Below are 18,802 nucleotides of genomic sequence, written 5' to 3'. Positions count from 1 at the left end.
CATCAATAAGAACCGTTGAAGAAGGCCGGCCGGGGCATTTAACCCCGGCCGCGTTTTCATGCCCCGCGTGGTCGCCCGCGCGTTCGCCCCACCCCGTATTGCCTATTTACCCGGTAGACTTTTATTCCCGGAAGGATTGTATTATTTTTAGGGCTTCACGAACTGATACGCGCCGGCACCCGGCTGCCTGATAAGGAAAAAAGAGATGAAAGAAGCACTGCAAGGCCTTTCCAGGGAAATGGAAGGCACGCTCTACACAGATGATACCATGCGTACCCTGTACGCCACCGACGCCTCCGCCTACCGCGAAATGCCACTGGCCGTGGCCATTCCCGCCCACGTGGCAGACCTGAAAACACTGATTGCCTTCGCCAATAAACATCATACGTCCCTCATTCCCCGCACCGCCGGCACCTCCCTTGCCGGGCAGGTAGTGGGCAATGGCATCATCGTGGATGTGTCCCGCACCTTTACCCGGATCATCGATTTTAATAAAGAAAAGAACTGGGTACGCGTGCAGCCCGGGGTGATCCGCGATGAACTGAATATGTTCCTCAAGCCCCACGGCAAGTTCTTTGGCCCGGAAACCTCCACGGCCAACCGGGCCATGATAGGCGGCATGGTGGGCAACAACTCCTGCGGCTCCAACTCCGTAGTGTATGGCAGCACCCGCGACCACCTGCTGGAAGTCACTGCCCTGCTCAGCGATGGCAGTGAAGTCACCTTCGGCAACCTTACGCTGGACCAGTTCCACGCCAAATGCGAAGCCGCCCCCTCCCTGGAAACCAGCATTTACCAGGAAACCCGCCGCCTGCTCAGCAACCACGCCACCCAGGAGGAGATCCGCCGGGAATTTCCACGGAAAAGCATCAACCGGCGCAACACCGGCTACGCGGTGGACCTGCTGCTAGAAACCGCCCCCTTCACCGCGGGCACAGAAGATTTTAATTTCTGCAAGCTCATAGCCGGTTCTGAAGGTACTCTGGCCTTTATCACCGAAATAAAACTGCATGTGAACGAGCTGCCGCCTAAGGAAACAGGCCTGCTCTGCGTGCACTTCCATAATATAGATGAGTCGCTGCGCGCCAATATCATTGCCATGCAGTACAAACCCAGCGCGTCTGAGCTGATGGATCATTTTATACTGGAGTGCACCAAGGATAATATTGAACAAAGTAAAAACCGCTTTTTTGTGCAAGGCGATCCCGGCGCTATCCTGGTGGTAGAGTTCCAGCGCAATACCCGCGAGGAGATCACCGCCGTTGCCAATGAGCTGAAAGCCGCACTGGAAGCGGCCGGGCTGGGATACCACTTTCCCCTCCTTTTTGGCGATGATACCAAGAAGATCTGGACCCTCCGCAAGGCTGGCCTGGGACTGCTCAGCAACCTGCCCGGCGATGAAAAAGCCGTGCCCGTGATCGAAGACACCGCGGTAGACGTGGAAGACCTGCCCGCCTACATCCGCGACTTCAACGAGATCCTGGGCAAGTACGGCCTTTACGCTGTGCACTATGCACACGCCGGCAGCGGGGAGATCCACCTGCGCCCCATCATTAACCTGAAAACGGAAGAAGGCAACCAGTTGTTCCGCACCATCGCAACAGAAATTGCCACCCTCGTTAAAAAATACAAAGGCTCCCTTTCCGGCGAGCATGGCGATGGCCGCCTGCGCGGGGAATTTATCCGCCAGATGGTGGGTGAAAAGAACTACCAGCTGCTCCGCGAGATCAAACAACTGTGGGACCCAAAGCAGGTCTTCAATCCCAACAAGATCGTGGACACTCCCAGCATGAACAGCATGCTGCGCTACACGCCCGGGCAAAAAGCGCCGGACCTCAGGACCATCTTCCACTTCCCTAACCAAACCCTGCTCCAGCACGCGGAGCAGTGCAACGGTTCCGGCGACTGCCGCAAAACACAGCTCAGCGGCGGTACCATGTGCCCCAGCTACATGGCCACCCGCAATGAGAAAGATACCACCCGCGCCCGCGCCAATATCCTGCGCGAGTTCCTCACCCACTCCACCAAGGAAAATAAGTTTGACCACCAGGAGATCTACGAAGTGCTGGACCTCTGCCTGGCCTGCAAGGGCTGTAAGTCGGAGTGCCCGTCAAACGTGGATATGGCCAAACTGAAAATGGAATTTCTCCAGCATTATTACGATGCCAACGGCGTGCCCCTGCGCGCCCGCATGATCGGCAACATTGCAAAACTGAACGGGCTGGCGGCCATCGCACCCGGCATTTACAATGCCGTAACCGGCGATAATGCCATGGGCCGCATGATCAAAGGCTTCTCCGGCTTTGCCAAAGAACGCTCCCTGCCGGCGCTGTACAGGACCACCCTGCGCAACTGGTATCAAAAAAATTTCCTGCCACAGCGCAGACAGAAAGCCTACCTGCAGCAGGTCTACGTTTTCTGCGATGAATTCACGAACTATAACGATACGGAAATAGGCATCAAAGCCATACAGCTGCTGGATGCACTGGGTTATGATGTGAAGATGGTGGACCACCCGGAAAGTGGCCGTGCCTACATGTCGAAAGGCCTGCTGCGCAAAGCCCGCACCCTGGCGGAGACCAACGTACAGCTGTTTTCCTCCCTCATTTCCGGCAACACGCCCCTGCTGGGCATAGAACCCTCCGCCATCCTGAGTTTCCGCGATGAATACCCGGACCTGGTGCACGAAAACCTGCGTACCACCGCGCAGGCGCTGGCGCCCAACGTGTTCCTGGTGGATGAGTTCCTGGCCGCACAGGCCGACGCAGGACGCATCAAGCCGGAACAATTTACCGGCGAAGCCCGCCAGGTGAAGCTGCACGGCCACTGCCAGCAAAAAGCGTTATCGTCTGTAGCGTACAGCAAGAAAATCCTCTCCCTCCCGGCCAACTACTCCGTGGACGTGATCCCGAGCGGCTGCTGCGGCATGGCAGGCTCTTTCGGCTACGAAAAAGAGCACTACGACATTTCCATGCAGATCGGTGAGCTGGTGCTCTTCCCTGCGGTGCGCAACGCCGCGGAAAGCGCCATCATCGCCGCTCCCGGTACCAGCTGCCGCCACCAGGTAAAAGACGGCACCGGCCGCAAAGCGCTGCACCCGGTAGAGGTGTTGTTTGAGGCGCTGCTAAATGGTTAAAACAGTTGAATGGTTAGATTGACAAATGGTCAGCGTGCTGGTTAACAGCCTGCTGGTGCCGGGTTATCAGGTTCCCGGATGGCAGTTCCTGATAGCGCGATCAGTGGTGAGTCTGGCCGGATTGTTGTATTTTATGGGCAACGGACTGTACCAACACGCTATACCGCAACAGGAAGAGCAATGCCGCTGCACTGGCATAGACAACTCACAATCTGTCAATCTAACCGTCTGACCATGTTATCCGTTGATAAGAAACAAGCATACCTCCTGCACCAGGCTATCCAGTACTGGGGCACTTCCCAGCTCATTTCCGAAGCGCAGGTAAAAGAACTGGAAGCCAGTTACCAGGTGAAGAACACTGACTGGCAGGCCATTGGCATGTATATCTTTATTGCTGCCATTTCCTGCGCCCTCATGGCCTTTGGCTCGCTGGTGCTGGATGAAAAATGGATAGAAATTCTCCGTAAAAAATTCTCGCTGAACAATGGTGTCGTGGCCGTGCTCTTTGCTTTGCTGTCGGCTTTCCTGTGTTACCACGGGCAGCGCCGCCACCGGCGCTATGGCGCCTTTTCATTCGACCAGGAGTTGTATTGGGTATTGCCCATTCTCAGTATAGGCGTGGCCGTTGTATACACGGGTAAAGGGCTGGATTATATTGGGGGGAATTATGGCATCTTCTGGTTACTGGCGGGCATCATTTACGGGGTTATTTCCGTGGCGCTGGATTCACCACTGCTGGGCATTGCCGCCTTGCTCTGCCTAGTGCCGGGGTACGTGAATGTGACCTATTTTACCACAAAGCCAGCCCCCTATTTCCTGGGCATGAACCTGCCGGTGCGCATACTACCCCTGGGCGCTTTATTGCTGCTGGTGGCCTGGCCGGTGCGCGTAAGCAAGGTGCCGGAAAATACCAAGCAATTATTATGGTACGGTGGCTGGCTGCTGGTACTGGTGGCCGGCTGGCTGATCTCCATTTTTGGCAACAGTGCCACCTGGGAGCATTGGCAGGCCGTGCGCCAGTTGCAGTTTATCTGGTGGGTGATCTTCTACTCCATCGTGTGCGCAGGCGCCATCGTACTGGGCGTGCGTCTCAAAGACACGCCCCTGCGGGATATGGGCGTAGTGTTCCTCCTGGTGGACCTGTACACACGCTACTTTGAATACCTCTGGGACGTTACCCACAAAGGCCTGTTCTTCGGCATCATGGCGGTGTCTTTCTGGCTGCTGGGCCGGCAACTGGAAAAATTCAAGCGCCGCGAAAAATCACCCCGCCTGCCGGTTTCGTGATAACCGGTGAATGTTTATTCCTGTAAATAAACACGCCCATTCTCATCAATGAAGGCGCCTTTCCCCGCAAAACAGGAACGCCGCCATCCCGAAGGACTGCGGCGTTCCTTTATGGAAGCAACTTGCATTACAGGTACATGGACGGCCGGTCCCAACGGTTTTCCGTGATATGGAACCCTTCGGGCTGTAGAATAATGCTTGCCGCTTCGTTGATGGAGCGGGTAATATGATCCGGTGTGCGGCCATACCCGGTGGTATGCCACTCCGTTTCATTCCCGTTGTTAATGAGGATGGTACTGCAGCCAGCACGGTTGCCTGCTTCCACGTCGTTGAGGATGTCGCCCAGGGCCCAGGAGTTACCCAGGTCTATATTCATTTCCCTGGCTGCCTGCAAAAACAGGCCAGGCAGGGGTTTGCGACACTCACAGGCGTAAGCGTATTGCACCATGCGCCCTTCCGGGTGGTGCGGGCAGTAGTAAAATCCATCCAGCACGATGCCCTGCTCATACAGCAGGGACTCTATCTTAGCACGTACACCTTTTAAATGATGTTCCGGGAAATGGCCATGGGCCACACCGGCCTGGTTTGTGACCACCACCAGCAGGTAACCGGCAGCCTGGAGCTTACGGAGCCCGTGCACCAGTTTTTCCTGCAGGAAGATCTTTTCCGGGTCGGCATTATAAGGCACATCATAGATCAGTGTACCATCTTTATCGAGAAATATAGCTTTACGCATATTGTATGTTTTTCTAAAGGATCTGGTAGTTGTGGTATGCACAGCAACATTTGTCGGTAATCCTTCCTACCACAATAATAAATCCAAAACATACACTCCTCCCGGCGCAAAGCAGCGTCCCGGCTGCATTGTAGACGCAGTGCCCCGCATCGTGCTTCCACGTTCACCACACCGGCCAGCCCCATCTTACCGTTGACCTTGGCTTGATCATTGTGCCTCCATCCCAAAATTGAAATCATGTTTCTTGCCAATGAATATGTAAGCTGGACCTACCTTATATTAGATAAGCTGAACCGGTGGCTGGTCAGTTTTGTGCGCATGCTGCCCAACTTTGTGATTGCCGTTATTGTACTCGTGGTTTTCTTTTTCGTGGCCCGCCTGGTCCGTAAGATCACATACAGGATCGTGCATGGGCTGGCCCATGCAGAGGCCTTGTCCAGCCTGTTTTCCAGTATCGCCTATATGCTGGTACTGTTCGTAGGCTTGTTCATGGCCCTGCAGGTATTGCAGCTGGAAAAAACGGTCAGCTCCCTGCTGGCAGGCGCCGGCATCATCGGACTGGCACTGGGCTTTGCTTTCCAGGACCTCACCGCCAATTTTATTTCCGGCATTTTCATTGGCCTGCGCAAACCATTTGAAGTAGGCCATGTCATAGAGACCAACGGCTTTGTGGGCAACGTAGAAGATATACAATTGCGCTCCACCATCCTGCGCACCTTTGACGGTCTCTACCTCAACATCCCTAACAAAGAGATCTTCCAAAAACCTATTATCAACCACACCCTCTCCACCAACCGTAAAATAGAGATCAACCTGGTGGTACCCGTTGCCAAAAATGATCCCGGCACGGTGATCTCCCTCATCCAGGATGCCATCAGGAGCGAAGCCCACCTCTCCGCTGAAAAAGCGCCACAGGTGGTCTTTACAGACATAGACGGTACCAACCTCAAACTCCAGATCAACATCTGGACAGACCAGCCCTCCGTAGAAGCCCTCCGCATGCTACGCCATGATGTGGTGATGAAAGTAACAGCGGTATTGAAGAACAAAGAAATGCTGTAAAAATTGCACGGTGCGTAGCGGAAGACTGCGCAGAGGTGCAGCCCTCCGCATGCTTTGCAGCGCCCAGGCCTTTTACAACTATGGCTTTAACTCATACATGTCCCCATTCCGCACCAGGCTGTATTTTATTGTGCGCGTGGCGTTGGTAACGCGTTTGCTGCTGCTGTCTGTAACCGGATACTGGCGGACGAGGCGGCGCTGCGCATTGTCTATGTAAAAGGTATCCTGGCCTGCGTAGCCATTGGTGGCAGGTGAAAGGTCAGTGAATTTAATGGGGTAAGACCTCCCACTGCGCATCGCGAGGGCAAACACGCTGCGATAATTATCCTGGCCACCGGATCGGGTGAAGGCGTAGATCTCCGGCTGGTGATCATGGTCCAGGTCTGCAATGGCCGCATTATACAGGATGCCGGTAAAGCCCGGCTGGGAAACACTATCCGGCAGTTGCTTCCCCGGCGCCGTGATCACCACCGCGAGGCGGGTGCCCATGGCTTTTATCGTATAGTCTTCCCTGTTAAAGGTGAGTTTTTGGGTCACGTTCTCATTGTCAGGAGTCCCACTGGACCAACTGGAATCGCCGGCTGCAGCGGGTGGCACGCCCTGGGCGGGTGTTTGCTGATCATTGTGTTTTGTCACAGGAGAATTGCATGCCATGACAAAACCTGCCAGTGGCACCAGCACATAACGCATTTGAAAAATAGTGAAACGATGCATCTTGATGGTTTTTAGTTTTAACATTTTTTTAAATCAACGTCAACTAATATGCCATCCTCTTTAAATGTGTCCGCTGAAAAGCTTATCCACAGCGGGTTACAGCCATTCCACTTACATCATCATTTTAGTAGACTATTTGTATGAACATATGAAAGTGTGTTTAGCACGCAGTATAAAAATTTCAATATCTAAAAACGTCAGCGTAAAAAATTTAGCGCGCAGACAAACTGTTTTAACCCGTCGTTCTGAAAAGCGCACAGGGTTTTAGCACTATGATTATCAAATCACAACGCCGGGATTTTCGGCAAGAATATTGTCTCAGACGAACATGAATTGAAAAACCATCATTCACCTTCAAAATTTTTAACCATGAAAACAAAGAAAATGACCATCGCCGCACTGGGAGCGTTTGCTTTCTTTGCCACTGCAACTGCTATGGCTTCCAGCGCAGGCAAACATGCCGGCTTTATGAAAGTTGATTCGCTGGCGTCCGTTGACACCGCATCCATGATGGACAAGGCAGCGTTCAAGATGGACACGGCCTCCTTTAAGAACGACACCGCTGCTTTCAAGATGGACACCGCGGCCTTTAAAATGGACACCGCTGCATTCAAGAAAGACACTGCTGCATTCTTCCTGAGAGACACTGCATCCTTTGCGCGCGACACGGCTGCCTTCACAAAGGACACCGCCGCTTTCCGTAAAGACACTGCTTCCTTTGCCAAGGACACTGCTACCTTCAAGATCATCAAGGACACTGCATCCCTGAAGGCAGTAGCAGATACTTCCGGCAAGAAACACAAAGCAAAAAAAGACAGCACCGCTACCAAGCCTTAAGCTGAATGGAATAGTTGATTTGTGTTTAACGATAAAAGCGACCTGGTTCACACCGGGTCGCTTTTATTTTATGAGAAAATGGTTGCTGCTTATTTGCCGGCATTGGCATCTGCCAGTGTATATCGCCAGGGCACGCTTCGCTGTGTTCCAAAGATCTCATCCAGGAAGTTGCCCATGGCCACCCAGGAGCGGCGGGCAGCGGCCTCGTTGTATGCTTTGGACCCCGGCTCTGTGAAGCCGTGCGGGGCATCCGCATAAATATCCATCTGCCAGTCTGCTTTACTGTCGCGCATTTCCTGGCGGAAGTTCTCCACATCCGCATGGGTCATGGTCTGGTCTGCATCGCCATGCAGCACCAGCACGCGGGTCATCACCGGGGTCACGGTGCGCGTGGTATCGCGGGTAAGGCCTCCGTGAAAACTTACCACTCCCTTTACGGGCAGGTCTGCACGGGCCGCCTCCAGGGCGCCGGTACCGCCAAAGCAATAGCCGATCACCGCAATGTTATTGGCATCTGCACCTTGCGCCACCAGGGCATCAATGGCGGCTTTAATGCGTAGCTGGTATTCCGCATAATTCTTTTTGTAATAACCGGATTTCTCCGCGGCCGTCTTTGTATCAGAGAGCACCTGCCCATCCCCGTAAATGTCTGCCACCAGGGCGTTGTAGCCGTAAGTACCCAGCAGGTCCGCCACTTTTTTGGAGAAGGCGGTAGGGCCCATCCACGCCGGCAGGATCACTACGCCTGGCCTTTTTTGTTGCAGCGCGGCGCTTACAAAATAGCCTTTCAGCGTGGCGGAACCGGCATGGTATACTACTTCTTTACCATTCAGGTCCTGGGCGGCGGCGCTCCCGGTAAGGCCCACCAGTGCGGCCAGGGCAAGCATTTTTAGCATAGCGGTCTCGTTTTTCTGTTCACGATAAAAATAACCAATTCGCCCCAGTGCCCATAAAAAAACGCGGCCCTCTTTCGAAGACCGCGCTTTTAATCGTGCGTGTTAGTTATGTTTTCAGCCTTAGCTAAGATCAGAAGCTGTAACGCAGGCCCAGCTGCATCTGGTAACGGCTGTTGAACAGGTCGCGGGAGTACGGAGCCAGCGGCTTACCCCATTTGTACTGGGGCGTTTCGGCACCGGTGGTCGGATCTGTAACGTAAGCGGGTTTCAGTGCGGTCAGACCCACGCTGCCGGTAGAGTTGTAGGTGTTGGGAGAGAAATACTGCCAGCCCCAGTTCTTGTTCAGCAGGTTGGTCAGGTTCACGATGTCGTAAGTCAGGGTGATGGTGTGTTTCACCTTGCCAGCCTGGATGTGGAAGTCCTGTGCAAAGCGGAAGTCCAGGGAAGTGTTCCACGGGGTGCGGGCACCATTACGTTCGGTGAACTGGCCACGGCGGGTCTTCAGGTATTTATCGTTGTCGATAAAGGTAGAGAAGGCGGCTGCCTGTGCAGCATCAGGAACGATCCGTTGTTCTTCGCCTTTCTTCGGGATGTAAGCCAGGCTCACCTGTTGTGCGGTATTCTGCACGGTTGCGTTCTGGAAGCCGTACGTGTAAGGCAGGCCGGAAGCGGTGTTGAAGAACAGGGTGAAGTTAGAAACGAATTTATGTTTGTTGGACCAGTCCAGCTTGTAGTTGGCGGTAGCCACAATGCGGTGACGGATGTCAAAGTTGGAGTAAGCCAGGCCGGGGTTGTTCGGGTTCAGGGCCGCGTTCAGCTGCCAGTTAGACTCCATGGAGTTGCGGATACCGTTTGCAATATCCTTTGCTTGTCCATAGGTGTAAGCTGCCATCACGTTCAGGCCGAAGGGGAAAGACTTCTGTACCTGGCCGGTAATGCTGTAGCGGTAGCCTTCCTTGGTGTTACTCAGCAGGTAAGCGTTGGTAAACTTAGGGTTGATCTTACCACCATTCTGCCAGATCGGCTGCTGGTGCTTGGTATCGTAAGAATAATAAATTGGGTTGTCGGGTACGTTCACCTGTTGGAATTTCAGGTCGTAGATCACTTTGGTGTAGATACCTTCTACCGTGAATTTCCAGCCATCCTGGGTGCTATAATCAAAGGCCAGGCTGCTTCTCCATGCCTGCGGCATTTTGAAGTTGTTGTCGATCATATCCACCTGCGTAGCGCCGGTAGCATCATTTACATTCACTCCTTGCTTGGCGGCAAAGTTAGCTTCGCCGATCACACCTTTACCAGCATCCGTGATCGCATCACGGATCGGGTCTGTACCGGGTACGAAAGGCTTGGCGGAAGATTTGTTGTCATATGCACCATACGTTACACCGTTGTTGTAGTAAGCATAACCCATCCAGGCGAAGGGGATACGGCCGGTAAACAGGCCGGTACCACCACGCAGGATAGCGCTCTGGTCGCCATTGATGTCGTAGTTGAAACCTACGCGGGGAGACACCTGCACATTGTTCATGAAATCGTTGCGGATGTCTTTCGGCTTGGTGTAAGTGAAGGTGTTACCATAGTACTGGTCCACAGGCGCACCAGTGGTCTTGTCGCTCAGCGGCTGCTTGTTGGGAATATCGGTGTAGTCGAAGCGCAGGCCCAGGGTCAGGCGGAACTTGTTCGTCAGGGCGATTTCGTCCTGGCCATAGAGGCTGAACAGGTTCACTTTGAACTTGGCTGGCGGGTTGTCCATGATATAATCACGGGTGTTGTTGGTGTAGTTATAGTTACCACGTACACGGTTCGGGTTATTAGCCAGGAAGTCTGCTACAGAAGCGTAGTCTACACGACCGTTCCAGGAGTTTACGAAACCGTAGCTGATGTTGTAGAATTCGTTGTGGGTCCCGATAGTCCAGGTATGATTGCCTTTGAACAGGGTCACGTTATCAGTCACCTCGGCGGTTTTCTGCTTCATGTTGAAGATAGCCGCTTCACGGTCTGTACCCAGGAAGATGGTACCGGAACCGTTAGGGCCAGCGATCTGGATCTGGGGCAGGGCCGGGTTGGAAGTAGGCGTGCGATAATCGTGGATGTCAGAATAACCCAGTACCAGGTTGTTGGAGATCACGCTGTTAAAGCGGCTCTTCAGTTCAGCAACGGTAGAGTTCTGGTTGTTGGTCTGCACGTAATCAATGCCTTTGAAACGGAAGTTCTGCTGGTCGCGCTCCAGGTTAGTAGCCTCAGAGTGGATATAGTTGTTACGGATGGCCAGCTGGTGCTTTTCACTGATATTCCAGTCAACGCGGTTAAAGAACTTGTTGGAGTTGGAATAAATGCTGGAATTGCCGTAAGTACCGGGATCCACACCGTAAGCAGTTTTCATGTGATCCGTGATGGCCTGTGCGTCAGACAGCGTCATCAGCTGACCAATATCTTTGGAACCAGCGCCCAGGATCACGGGATCCACGCGGCGGGTGATTTCTTCATTGGTGAAGAAGAACAGTTTGTTCTTGATGATGGGGAAACCGAGGCGGATACCAGCCTGGTAATCATGGAAGTCAGAAGGTTCTTTGGAACCGTCACCGGCGTTGTTCTTACCAATGAAACCAGCCGTACGGCCAAAACCATACACAGAACCGTGGAAGGTATTGGTACCGCTACGGGTTACGGCGTTGATAGAACCACCCAGGAAGTTACCGATCTTCACGTCGTAGGGAGCCAGCAGTACCTGGATGTCCTGCACCGCATCCAGGGATACGGGGTTGGTACGGGTAGAGCTGCCCGGCTGGCCGGAAGCGTTGGTCTGGCCACCCAGGGAGGGGCTGAAACCGATAGCATCATTATTGATGGCACCATCCAGCGTTACGTTGTTATAACGGAAGTTAGTACCCAGGAAGGAGTTGTTATTGCTTTGCGGCGTAGTGCGGGTCATGTCCTGCAGGCTGCGGTTGGCAGAAGGCAGGTTGCGGATCTGCTCCTGGTTGATCTTGGTGCCGGAACCGCGGGGAGCGGATTTACCGGTAACCACCAGTTCCTTCAGGGCAGTAGATTCTTCATTCAGGGTGAAGTTCATCGTGGTACCACCGAGAGACAGGTTCAGTTCAGGGCGATCCTGTTTCTGGTAGCCAACATAAGTTACAGAGAGATTGTAAGGACCACCGGGATTCAGGTTGGTGATAATGTAACGGCCGTCAGCGTTCGTGGTGGCGCCGGCTTTGGCCCCGGTGGCGGTGTTTACGATAATAATGGTAACACCGGGAAGACTTTCACCCTTGGCGCTTACTACTTTACCCGTAAGCTGGGAAGTAGTTACCTGCGCGTTAACCGAAGGTGTGAAGAAAAAGAAACTTGCGATTACTACAAGTACTGCGTAAAACTTGTTCACGTGCGTAAAATTTTCGCAAACCTACTTTCACACTGTTAAGGAATTGTTACGTGAACATTATTAAAAAGTTAACATTGGAAAAACAGCATTGTAAATCAATGAATTAAGTTGAAAATATAGCAACCGGAAGCATAAGCAAATGTTAATTTTTTCGTGTTACTTTTAATACATTACTGAAATTAATTATCTATAAATCATGCCTTGCGCTAAACTTTTGGCAGGTTAACAAAAGGGTTAATGGCGCGTTATTCCGGCGCTCCCGGCTGGCCGGTGCGCCGGAAAATATTATATTGTTCCTGCAAAAGGATCATGTTATGCAAAGCCTCTCCCCCAACCTGTTTGTCCGCGACATCCACCAGAGCATTGCCTTTTATGAGCAACTGGGATTTGAGAAAGTAATGAGTGTGCCAGAGTCCACGCCGTACCACTGGGTCATGCTGGCCAGCGGCCCGGTGACCATTATGCTGCAAACGCTGGAAAGCCTGGGCAGAGACCTCCCGGAAATCCAGCGGGACAAGACCGGCGGCTCCCTGTTGCTATACATTAAACGGGACGAGGTGACACATTTCTTCGAGACCATCAAAAGCAGAGTTACCGTGCTCAAAGGCCTGGAAAAAACATTTTACGGCGCTACGGAGTTCACCATCATTGATACGGATGGATATGTGCTCACGTTTGCGGCAGATGAATAAGAAAAGATGGACGCGCTACAGTTATTTGCTCCGGGCCATGGTGCTCCTGGTGCTCGTGGAATGGTACGTAAGGTTGTGTCAATGGCTCATCAGCGGTCGGGTCAGGGCACCCAGGCCGGCAATAGCGGCTCCCATCAGCAGCCCGAAAATGGAACGGCGGGCATGGTCATTGCGCAGCATCAGCCCCAGGGATAAAAGCAATTCTTTTTCCGGCACGCTGGCCCTTACCAGTACGCTGCCGTTTGCCCCGGTGAGTTGCCAGGGCTCTTTTGCACTCATTACGATCCGGTGGTGTTGCCGCCACTGCCAGTCGGCACCCAGCAGGCGGCTGTTCAGCCATCGGTAAGTGTTGCCGTCTTCCAGCTCCAGGATGGCGCGGGGCACCCAGCGGAAAAGCGGCTTGATCAGGAGCCTGCCAAGGCTGCTCCGGGTGGCCTTATCCTCAATGTGGATGACCCGGGTAAACAATCCTGATTTACTGAATTTAAACCGGCGCCCCGCTATATGGGCGTCCATGGTCCAGCCCAGCCATTCCGTTTTATACACTTTACCGATCTGCACTGCTTCATTTAAAATGGAATAGTTGTCCTGTAACGCAGCTGTCTGATAAGTGAGCGTTTGCAGCATTTGGGAGGGAATTTGATTAACGTGGTCAGGATAAATTTACAATAAAATAAATGATTTCCCAATAGGCCAGTAGATGTTACAACACATAATAACCATCCTCCTTACGTATAAAAAAAAGCGGGCGCACCGGTATCCGGTACGCCCGCTTTCAGTATAGTAAATCCAGTACGGTAAAAATGTGTGTATTGACGGGTAACTGCTATTGGCCTTTCATCCTTACTATTGTTAAAGATCCTTTACCGTACCGGGTTTTACGCTTGTTTAGTGCATGTTGGATGCATCTACCTTGGCACCCGCGGAGGCTTTCACCATGAGTACAAAGGGAATGCAGATGAGGAACATGATACCTAGGTACAGGAACACGTCCATGTAAGACATAACGGTAGCCTGCTTCATCACCGCATATTCAATGCTTTCCAGTGATTTCAGGAAGGCGGTATTCACTGCGGAACCATGCGCTATAAAGTTGGCCTGGCCCCCGTTAATACGGGCTGCGGCGGCGGCATTGTCCACTGTTACGTGGCTCAGCAGGTTCACGCGGTGCGCCTGTGTATCACGGGCAATGTAGGTGGTGATCAGCGCCACCCCGAAGGAACCACCCAGCTGGCGCATCATACCGGTAAAGGCGGCGCCTTCCCCGATCTGCTTGCCTTTAAGGGTAGACAGGGAGAGCATGGTGATGGGAATGAACAGGAAGGCCAGGCCCAGACCACGTACTACCAGCATCCAGAAAAAGGCATCTGCACCGGTATCCGGGGTAATGATCTTATAGCCCCAGAAGCTGTAAACAAAAAAGGTGAGCATCCCGAAGGCCACCATGTATTGTTGCTTGGCACCCCGTTGTAGCAACTGTCCTACCACGGGCATCATGAAGGCCGTTACCAGCGATGCCGGGAGCATGAGCAGGCCGGATTGCTGCGCGGTCCACCCCAGGGTAGCCTGGGTGTACAGCGGGATGATGAAGGTAGATCCGTACAACCCGAAACCCAGGATAAAGGACAGGATAGTACCAATACGCAGGTTACCGTTACCCAATACCTTCAGGTTTACGATGGGATTGCGGAAGGTCATTTCCCGCCACAGGAAGAAGAAGAAACCGAAGAACGATAAGATGGAGAAGATCACGATGAGCTCTGAGGAGAACCAGTCTTCGTCCTGCCCGCGTTCCAGCACAAACTGGAGGGAGCCTACAAACATGGCCAGCCACACAATGCCCCACCAGTCTACGTCCTTGATCGCTGTCTTGGCCCCGTATTTCGGGCTCTTTACAAACTCCAGGGTAAACAGGGTTGCAATTACGCCCAGCGGGATGTTGATGTAAAATATATAAGGCCAGTCGTAGTTATCCACGATAAAGCCACCCAAAGGAGGGCCCAGGGTGGGGCCTACGATCACGCCCATCCCATAGATGGCCTGGGCCATACCACGTTTTTCGGGCGGATAAGCTTCCGTGATGAGCGTTTGGGAGGTTACCAGCAAGGCACCACCGCCCACCCCCTGGAGGAAGCGGAATAATACCAGCTCCGGCATGGTATGCGCGTTACCGCAAAGGAAGGAGCAAATAGTAAAGAGCACGATAGATGCCGCAAAATAATTGCGCCGGCCAAACTGCTGGGAAAGCCAGCTGGTGAGCGGCACCACGATCACGTTACCGATAGCATAGGCGGTTACCACCCAGCTTACTTCGGTGAGCGTAGCTCCCATGTTACCCTTGATATTATTGAGCGCAACGTTTACAATGGTCGTATCCACGATCTCTAACAGTGCGCACAATACGGCCGTGATCGTGATGATCACGCGGCGGAAGCCGTATTCTACCAATGATTCTTGTTGCATACGTTTATGTTTAAAAGCACTGCGTGCCAGGCCGTTAGCCTTTAGCAAACAATTTTAATAGTCTTTATCCAAGCTGTTACATCCTGACTGCTAAAAGCTAACGGCATGCGCCGCGTGCCTTTGTGGAAATTAGTCTAAGTGCACGTCCACATTCACGTTCATACCAGGGCGCAGGTTCTTGATGCGTTCGTCCTTGGTATCAACAAATTCTACTTTCACGGGCAGGCGCTGTACCACTTTTACGAAGTTGCCGGAAGCATTATCCGGAGGCAGCAGGGCAAAGCGGGCACCGGTTGCGGGTGAGAAGGAAGTGAGCTTGGCTTCAAATTCATGGTTGGGATAAGCATCCACTTTTACCATTACCTTCTGGCCGATCTGCATTTTAGTGAGCTGTGTTTCTTTGAAGTTAGCGATCACCCACGGCGCTTCGTCCAGCACCAGGTTAAAGAGGGCCTGGCCCTGCTGTACATACTGGCCTACCTGTATGTTGGTCTTGCTCAGGATACCGTCTGTAGCGGCGGTGATCACAGTGTAAGACAGGTTCAGGTTAGCATTGTCCAGGTCTGCCTGGCGCTGCTGGATGGTGGCCTGTTGTACCGGCACCTGGTTGATGGTGGTCTTGGTTTGGGAGCTCACGGTAGTGGTCTGGCTGGAGGCCTGTTTGCGTTGGCTCTGCAGCACTTCCAGCTGGCGTTCTGCGCTTTGTTTGGCAGCTTCAGCCTGCTCAAACTGTTGCTGGGTGATGGAGTGGTCCTTGATCAGGTTTGCATAGCGCTCGTAGTCCTGGTTGGCCCTCCACAGGGTTACCTTGGCGGCTTCGATCTGTGCGTCTACCACTTTCACGTTTGCTTCGGTGGAGTTGATACCGATCTTCGCGGCTTCCGCAGCAGCCTCAGATACTGCCAACCCGCTCTGGGCGGCCTGCAGGGCTGCCTTGGCCTGCTCTACTTTGATCAGTTCATCACGGTTGTCCAGCACCAGCAGGGTATCCCCTTTTTTCACACGCTGGTTATCCTGTACCCGCACTTCGGTGATGTAACCGCTGATGCGCGGGATAACGGGGCTGATGTTTGCCTCAACCTGGGCATCATCGGTTTCTTCGTGGTGCTGGCTGTGGATGTACTTGGTTATACCGAAGCTACCACCGGCAAGCACCAGTACGGCTAATACTATGATGAAGCGTTTGTTACTTTTCTTTGGCGTTTCTTCCACTTTTGTTTCTTTATTTTCCATATAAAGCAGTTTTTATATTGAAAGGTGTGTTTTACGGATTATTGTTTGGTATTAGTGGTGTTAGTATCAGGTGTTGCGTACTGTGCGTTCAGTATGCCGCTGGTCTGCAGCAGTTTCTTGTAAGCAACCACGGCGTCTGCCTTGGCAAAGGCAAAGTTCAGTACTGCCTGCAGCTGTGCTACGTTAGCGTCCAGCAGGTCGGTAGTGGTAACCAGGTTGTTATCGTGTTTGTTCTTGGTGATCTTGTAGTTTTCATTGGCCTGTTCCACCGCAACATTATATACATCGATCTGCTTGCGGGCCAGCAGGTAGTCCTGGTAAGCCTGGTTGATCTGCAGGCGCACCTGGTCATCCAGTTGCTCCTGGTTCACCTGTACCTGGCGGGCCTGTGCTTTGGCTTTCTCCACCTTGGCGGGTGTTTTCCAGAAGGTAGCCACGTTGTAAGACACGCCTACACCGATGTTCACCGCGTTGGTCACTTCCAGGAAGTTGGGCACGTTCAGGGCTACATAACCACCCGTGAGGGCCACGGAAGGCAGGTAGTCAGCCTTGGCAATGCTGATGGCGGAGGTGGCGGCTTTAGCGCGGGCAGACAAAGCCTGCACATCCTTACGATTCTGGCCGGCGGCGGTTTCCCAATCCACCACTGATTTGGCATCGGGCAGTACATCCAGTCCGGTGGAGTCTACGTCCAGCTCAGTATCTTCCGGGAGGCCCAGCATCAGGTTCACGTTCACATTGGCCATTTTGCGGTTGCGTTGCGCATCCAGCAGGGCCAGTTCCACGTTGGAAGTCTGCAGCTGGGATTTCAAAAGGTCGTTGCGTGCCAGCAGGCCATTTTTTTCCAGGTTGCTGAAATCGTTGTCGCGCTGGCGGCTCTGGTCCAGGTTCTGTTGCACCAGTTCTACGGATTTGCTGGCCTTGTAAAGGTTTGCATACGCGTTGATGGTGTTCTGGATCACGGCGTCGCGGTTAGACTCTGCATCCAGTTTGGCGGCCTGGGCCAGGTACTTGGCCGATTCAATGCCATACTTGATCTTACCACCGGTATAGATGGGGAGCGACAGGCTGGCCATTCCATACATGGCGGAGTTCACGTTGATGGAACTGCCACCACCGCCGGAAGAGTCGGAACTGCCGCCGCCGGTGCGCATGGTGATGTTAGGGCTATTTACACGGAGATAAGATCCGCTTAACTTCAGGTCGGGGAGCCTGTTGTCCTTGGCTTCTTTGAGGGAGGCGGTCGCTTCGTCGATCTGTGCCTGGTTCAGTTTCAGTTGCTTGCTGTTCTGCAAACCTAACTGTACCGCTTCGTCCAGTGTCAATTTACGGGCCGACTGCGCCGATGCCTGCTGTACGGAGAACAGCGTCAAGCACAGGAGCAACCAAACGCCCACTTTGTTAAACACATTAGGCTTCATACGTCAATAATGCTTTAAATACTGTTTTTAAATAACTGGTTAGTGTTTTCTTAAGGTGTGCCCGGAAATCGTCTTCGGACATCGACTCCATATGATGTGTTTTACGGTAATGGGTGGCGGTGGTAAGCACCTGGTTAGTGGTCCCTACCAGCATTGCCATGATCAGGAAGGCGTCTACCTCATGTTTGAACTCTCCATTGTCCTGTCCGTCTTTCACAATCCGGGTGATCGTGTTGAAGTTGCGTTGCCGTACGGATTCTATTTTGTCTGCAATCACGCCCTCCGATTCTACCTGTTCGCGCACCCAGATCTTATTGAAATGGGGTTGGCTCATCAGTTTTATCACGTAAGTATCTATGAGTGAGTACAGCTTTTCCAGGCAGCTCAGGTGGGGGTCCGCGTAAAGCGTTTCCATCTGGGCACGGCTGCCTTCCATGCGGTTCTCGAATACAGCTTCCATCAGTTTCTCCTTGGAACCGAAGTAGTAGGAGATCATGGAAACGTTCGTATTCGCCTCATGGGCAATATCCCGTACTGACGCACCCTCAAAGCCTTTTACGGCAAACAGCCGTTCGGCTGCTTCTATGATGGCCATCTGTTTCTTGGTATATTCCATGTCTTGATCGAATTACGACGCAAATTTCAAACAAACGTTTGAATAAAACAAACACTTGTTTGAATTTTTCTGTTCAAAATTCGTAATCGATTAATTTATAGTCATTCACAGTATGAAAAAAAGTTGTAAGTTGGGTAAGGTGCGGTGGATATCTATAAAGGCCAGGTCGCAAAATGGTGCGGCTGCCGGGTACTATTTGCGGTTTTCGGATGCGAAGGTAAAGCGAATTTGTTTCATTGTACATGGTGGGGTTATCTATTTCTATGCTTTTTAATCTGGTCTTAATAAAGTCACATTGAAATAAACACAAATCCATTTTTCCCG

General features: G+C 52.6%; 14 protein-coding genes. 5 read left to right on the top strand and 9 right to left on the bottom strand.

Translation table 11 applies throughout. The features are described 5' to 3' along the window. The first annotated feature begins 205 nt into the window (after nt 1–205). Both DCC81_RS15655 and DCC81_RS15650 read left to right on the top strand, forming a co-directional pair. Nucleotides 206–3,136: an FAD-binding and (Fe-S)-binding domain-containing protein gene (locus DCC81_RS15655; protein WP_108687539.1), complete on the top strand. Its 2,931-nt coding sequence runs from the start codon at nt 206–208 to the stop codon at nt 3,134–3,136. Between the two features lie 234 nt (nt 3,137–3,370). Further along, the gene (locus tag DCC81_RS15650; RefSeq protein ID WP_108687538.1) at nt 3,371–4,423 is read left to right on the top strand and encodes a hypothetical protein; all 1,053 of its coding nucleotides are present in this window, start codon (nt 3,371–3,373) and stop codon (nt 4,421–4,423) included. A gap of 127 nt (nt 4,424–4,550) precedes the next feature. Here DCC81_RS15650 and DCC81_RS15645 read toward each other — a convergent pair whose 3' ends face one another. Next, entirely contained in the window at nt 4,551–5,159 is a 609-nt protein-coding gene (locus tag DCC81_RS15645; RefSeq protein WP_108687537.1) for a D-glycero-alpha-D-manno-heptose-1,7-bisphosphate 7-phosphatase, read from the bottom strand. A gap of 237 nt (nt 5,160–5,396) precedes the next feature. Here DCC81_RS15645 and DCC81_RS15640 point away from each other — a divergent pair, with 237 nt between their 5' ends. Continuing rightward, nucleotides 5,397–6,221 (top strand): mechanosensitive ion channel family protein, encoded by an 825-nt coding sequence (locus DCC81_RS15640; protein WP_108687536.1) that lies wholly within the window; start codon nt 5,397–5,399, stop codon nt 6,219–6,221. Nucleotides 6,222–6,299: 78 nt separating this feature from the next. Here the strand turns inward: DCC81_RS15640 and DCC81_RS15635 are convergent, their stop codons facing one another. Beyond that, nucleotides 6,300–6,935 carry a hypothetical protein gene (locus DCC81_RS15635; protein ID WP_133177679.1) on the bottom strand — a complete coding sequence of 212 codons (636 nt, stop codon included), beginning with the start codon at nt 6,933–6,935 and terminating at the stop codon, nt 6,300–6,302. A 369-nt stretch (nt 6,936–7,304) separates the two neighbouring features. On the opposite strand from DCC81_RS15635, the gene DCC81_RS15630 reads away from it, so the two are divergent. Next, nucleotides 7,305–7,772, top strand: a complete 468-nt coding sequence (locus DCC81_RS15630) for a hypothetical protein (protein WP_108687534.1) — start codon at nt 7,305–7,307, stop codon at nt 7,770–7,772. A gap of 89 nt (nt 7,773–7,861) precedes the next feature. On the opposite strand, the gene DCC81_RS15625 is transcribed toward DCC81_RS15630, so the two are convergent. After that, nucleotides 7,862–8,668, bottom strand: a complete 807-nt coding sequence (locus DCC81_RS15625) for a dienelactone hydrolase family protein (protein WP_108687533.1) — start codon at nt 8,666–8,668, stop codon at nt 7,862–7,864. A gap of 130 nt (nt 8,669–8,798) precedes the next feature. Continuing rightward, nucleotides 8,799–12,053: a TonB-dependent receptor gene (locus DCC81_RS15620; RefSeq protein WP_108687532.1), complete on the bottom strand. Its 3,255-nt coding sequence runs from the start codon at nt 12,051–12,053 to the stop codon at nt 8,799–8,801. 314 nt (nt 12,054–12,367) lie between these two features. Between DCC81_RS15620 and DCC81_RS15615 the strand changes: the two genes are divergently transcribed. Further along, the gene (locus DCC81_RS15615) at nt 12,368–12,745 is read left to right on the top strand and encodes a VOC family protein (protein WP_108687531.1); all 378 of its coding nucleotides are present in this window, start codon (nt 12,368–12,370) and stop codon (nt 12,743–12,745) included. Nucleotides 12,746–12,823: 78 nt separating this feature from the next. On the opposite strand, the gene DCC81_RS15610 is transcribed toward DCC81_RS15615, so the two are convergent. The 5 genes from DCC81_RS15610 to DCC81_RS15590 form a co-directional block, all read right to left on the bottom strand. Next, on the bottom strand, nt 12,824–13,372 hold the full coding sequence (locus DCC81_RS15610) for a hypothetical protein (protein WP_108687530.1): 549 nt from the start codon (nt 13,370–13,372) through the stop codon (nt 12,824–12,826). Between the two features lie 261 nt (nt 13,373–13,633). Then, nucleotides 13,634–15,208, bottom strand: a complete 1,575-nt coding sequence (locus DCC81_RS15605; RefSeq protein WP_108688270.1) for an MDR family MFS transporter — start codon at nt 15,206–15,208, stop codon at nt 13,634–13,636. A 129-nt stretch (nt 15,209–15,337) separates the two neighbouring features. Then, the gene (locus DCC81_RS15600) at nt 15,338–16,441 is read right to left on the bottom strand and encodes an HlyD family secretion protein (protein ID WP_108687529.1); all 1,104 of its coding nucleotides are present in this window, start codon (nt 16,439–16,441) and stop codon (nt 15,338–15,340) included. A gap of 38 nt (nt 16,442–16,479) precedes the next feature. Then, complete coding sequence (locus DCC81_RS15595) at nt 16,480–17,862, bottom strand: TolC family protein (protein WP_108687528.1); 1,383 nt, start codon at nt 17,860–17,862, stop codon at nt 16,480–16,482. Continuing rightward, a complete protein-coding gene (locus tag DCC81_RS15590; protein ID WP_108687527.1) occupies nt 17,852–18,478 on the bottom strand; it encodes a TetR/AcrR family transcriptional regulator in 627 nt (208 codons plus the stop codon). Before DCC81_RS15590 ends, DCC81_RS15595 begins: the two co-directional genes overlap by 11 nt. Nucleotides 18,479–18,802 lie beyond the last annotated feature (324 nt).

Origin of the sequence: Chitinophaga parva (genome assembly GCF_003071345.1) — a bacterium.
GTDB lineage: Bacteria > Bacteroidota > Bacteroidia > Chitinophagales > Chitinophagaceae > Chitinophaga > Chitinophaga parva.
Note: the sequence above shows the minus strand (reverse complement) of the source record. Positions and strands in the feature narration are given on the sequence as shown.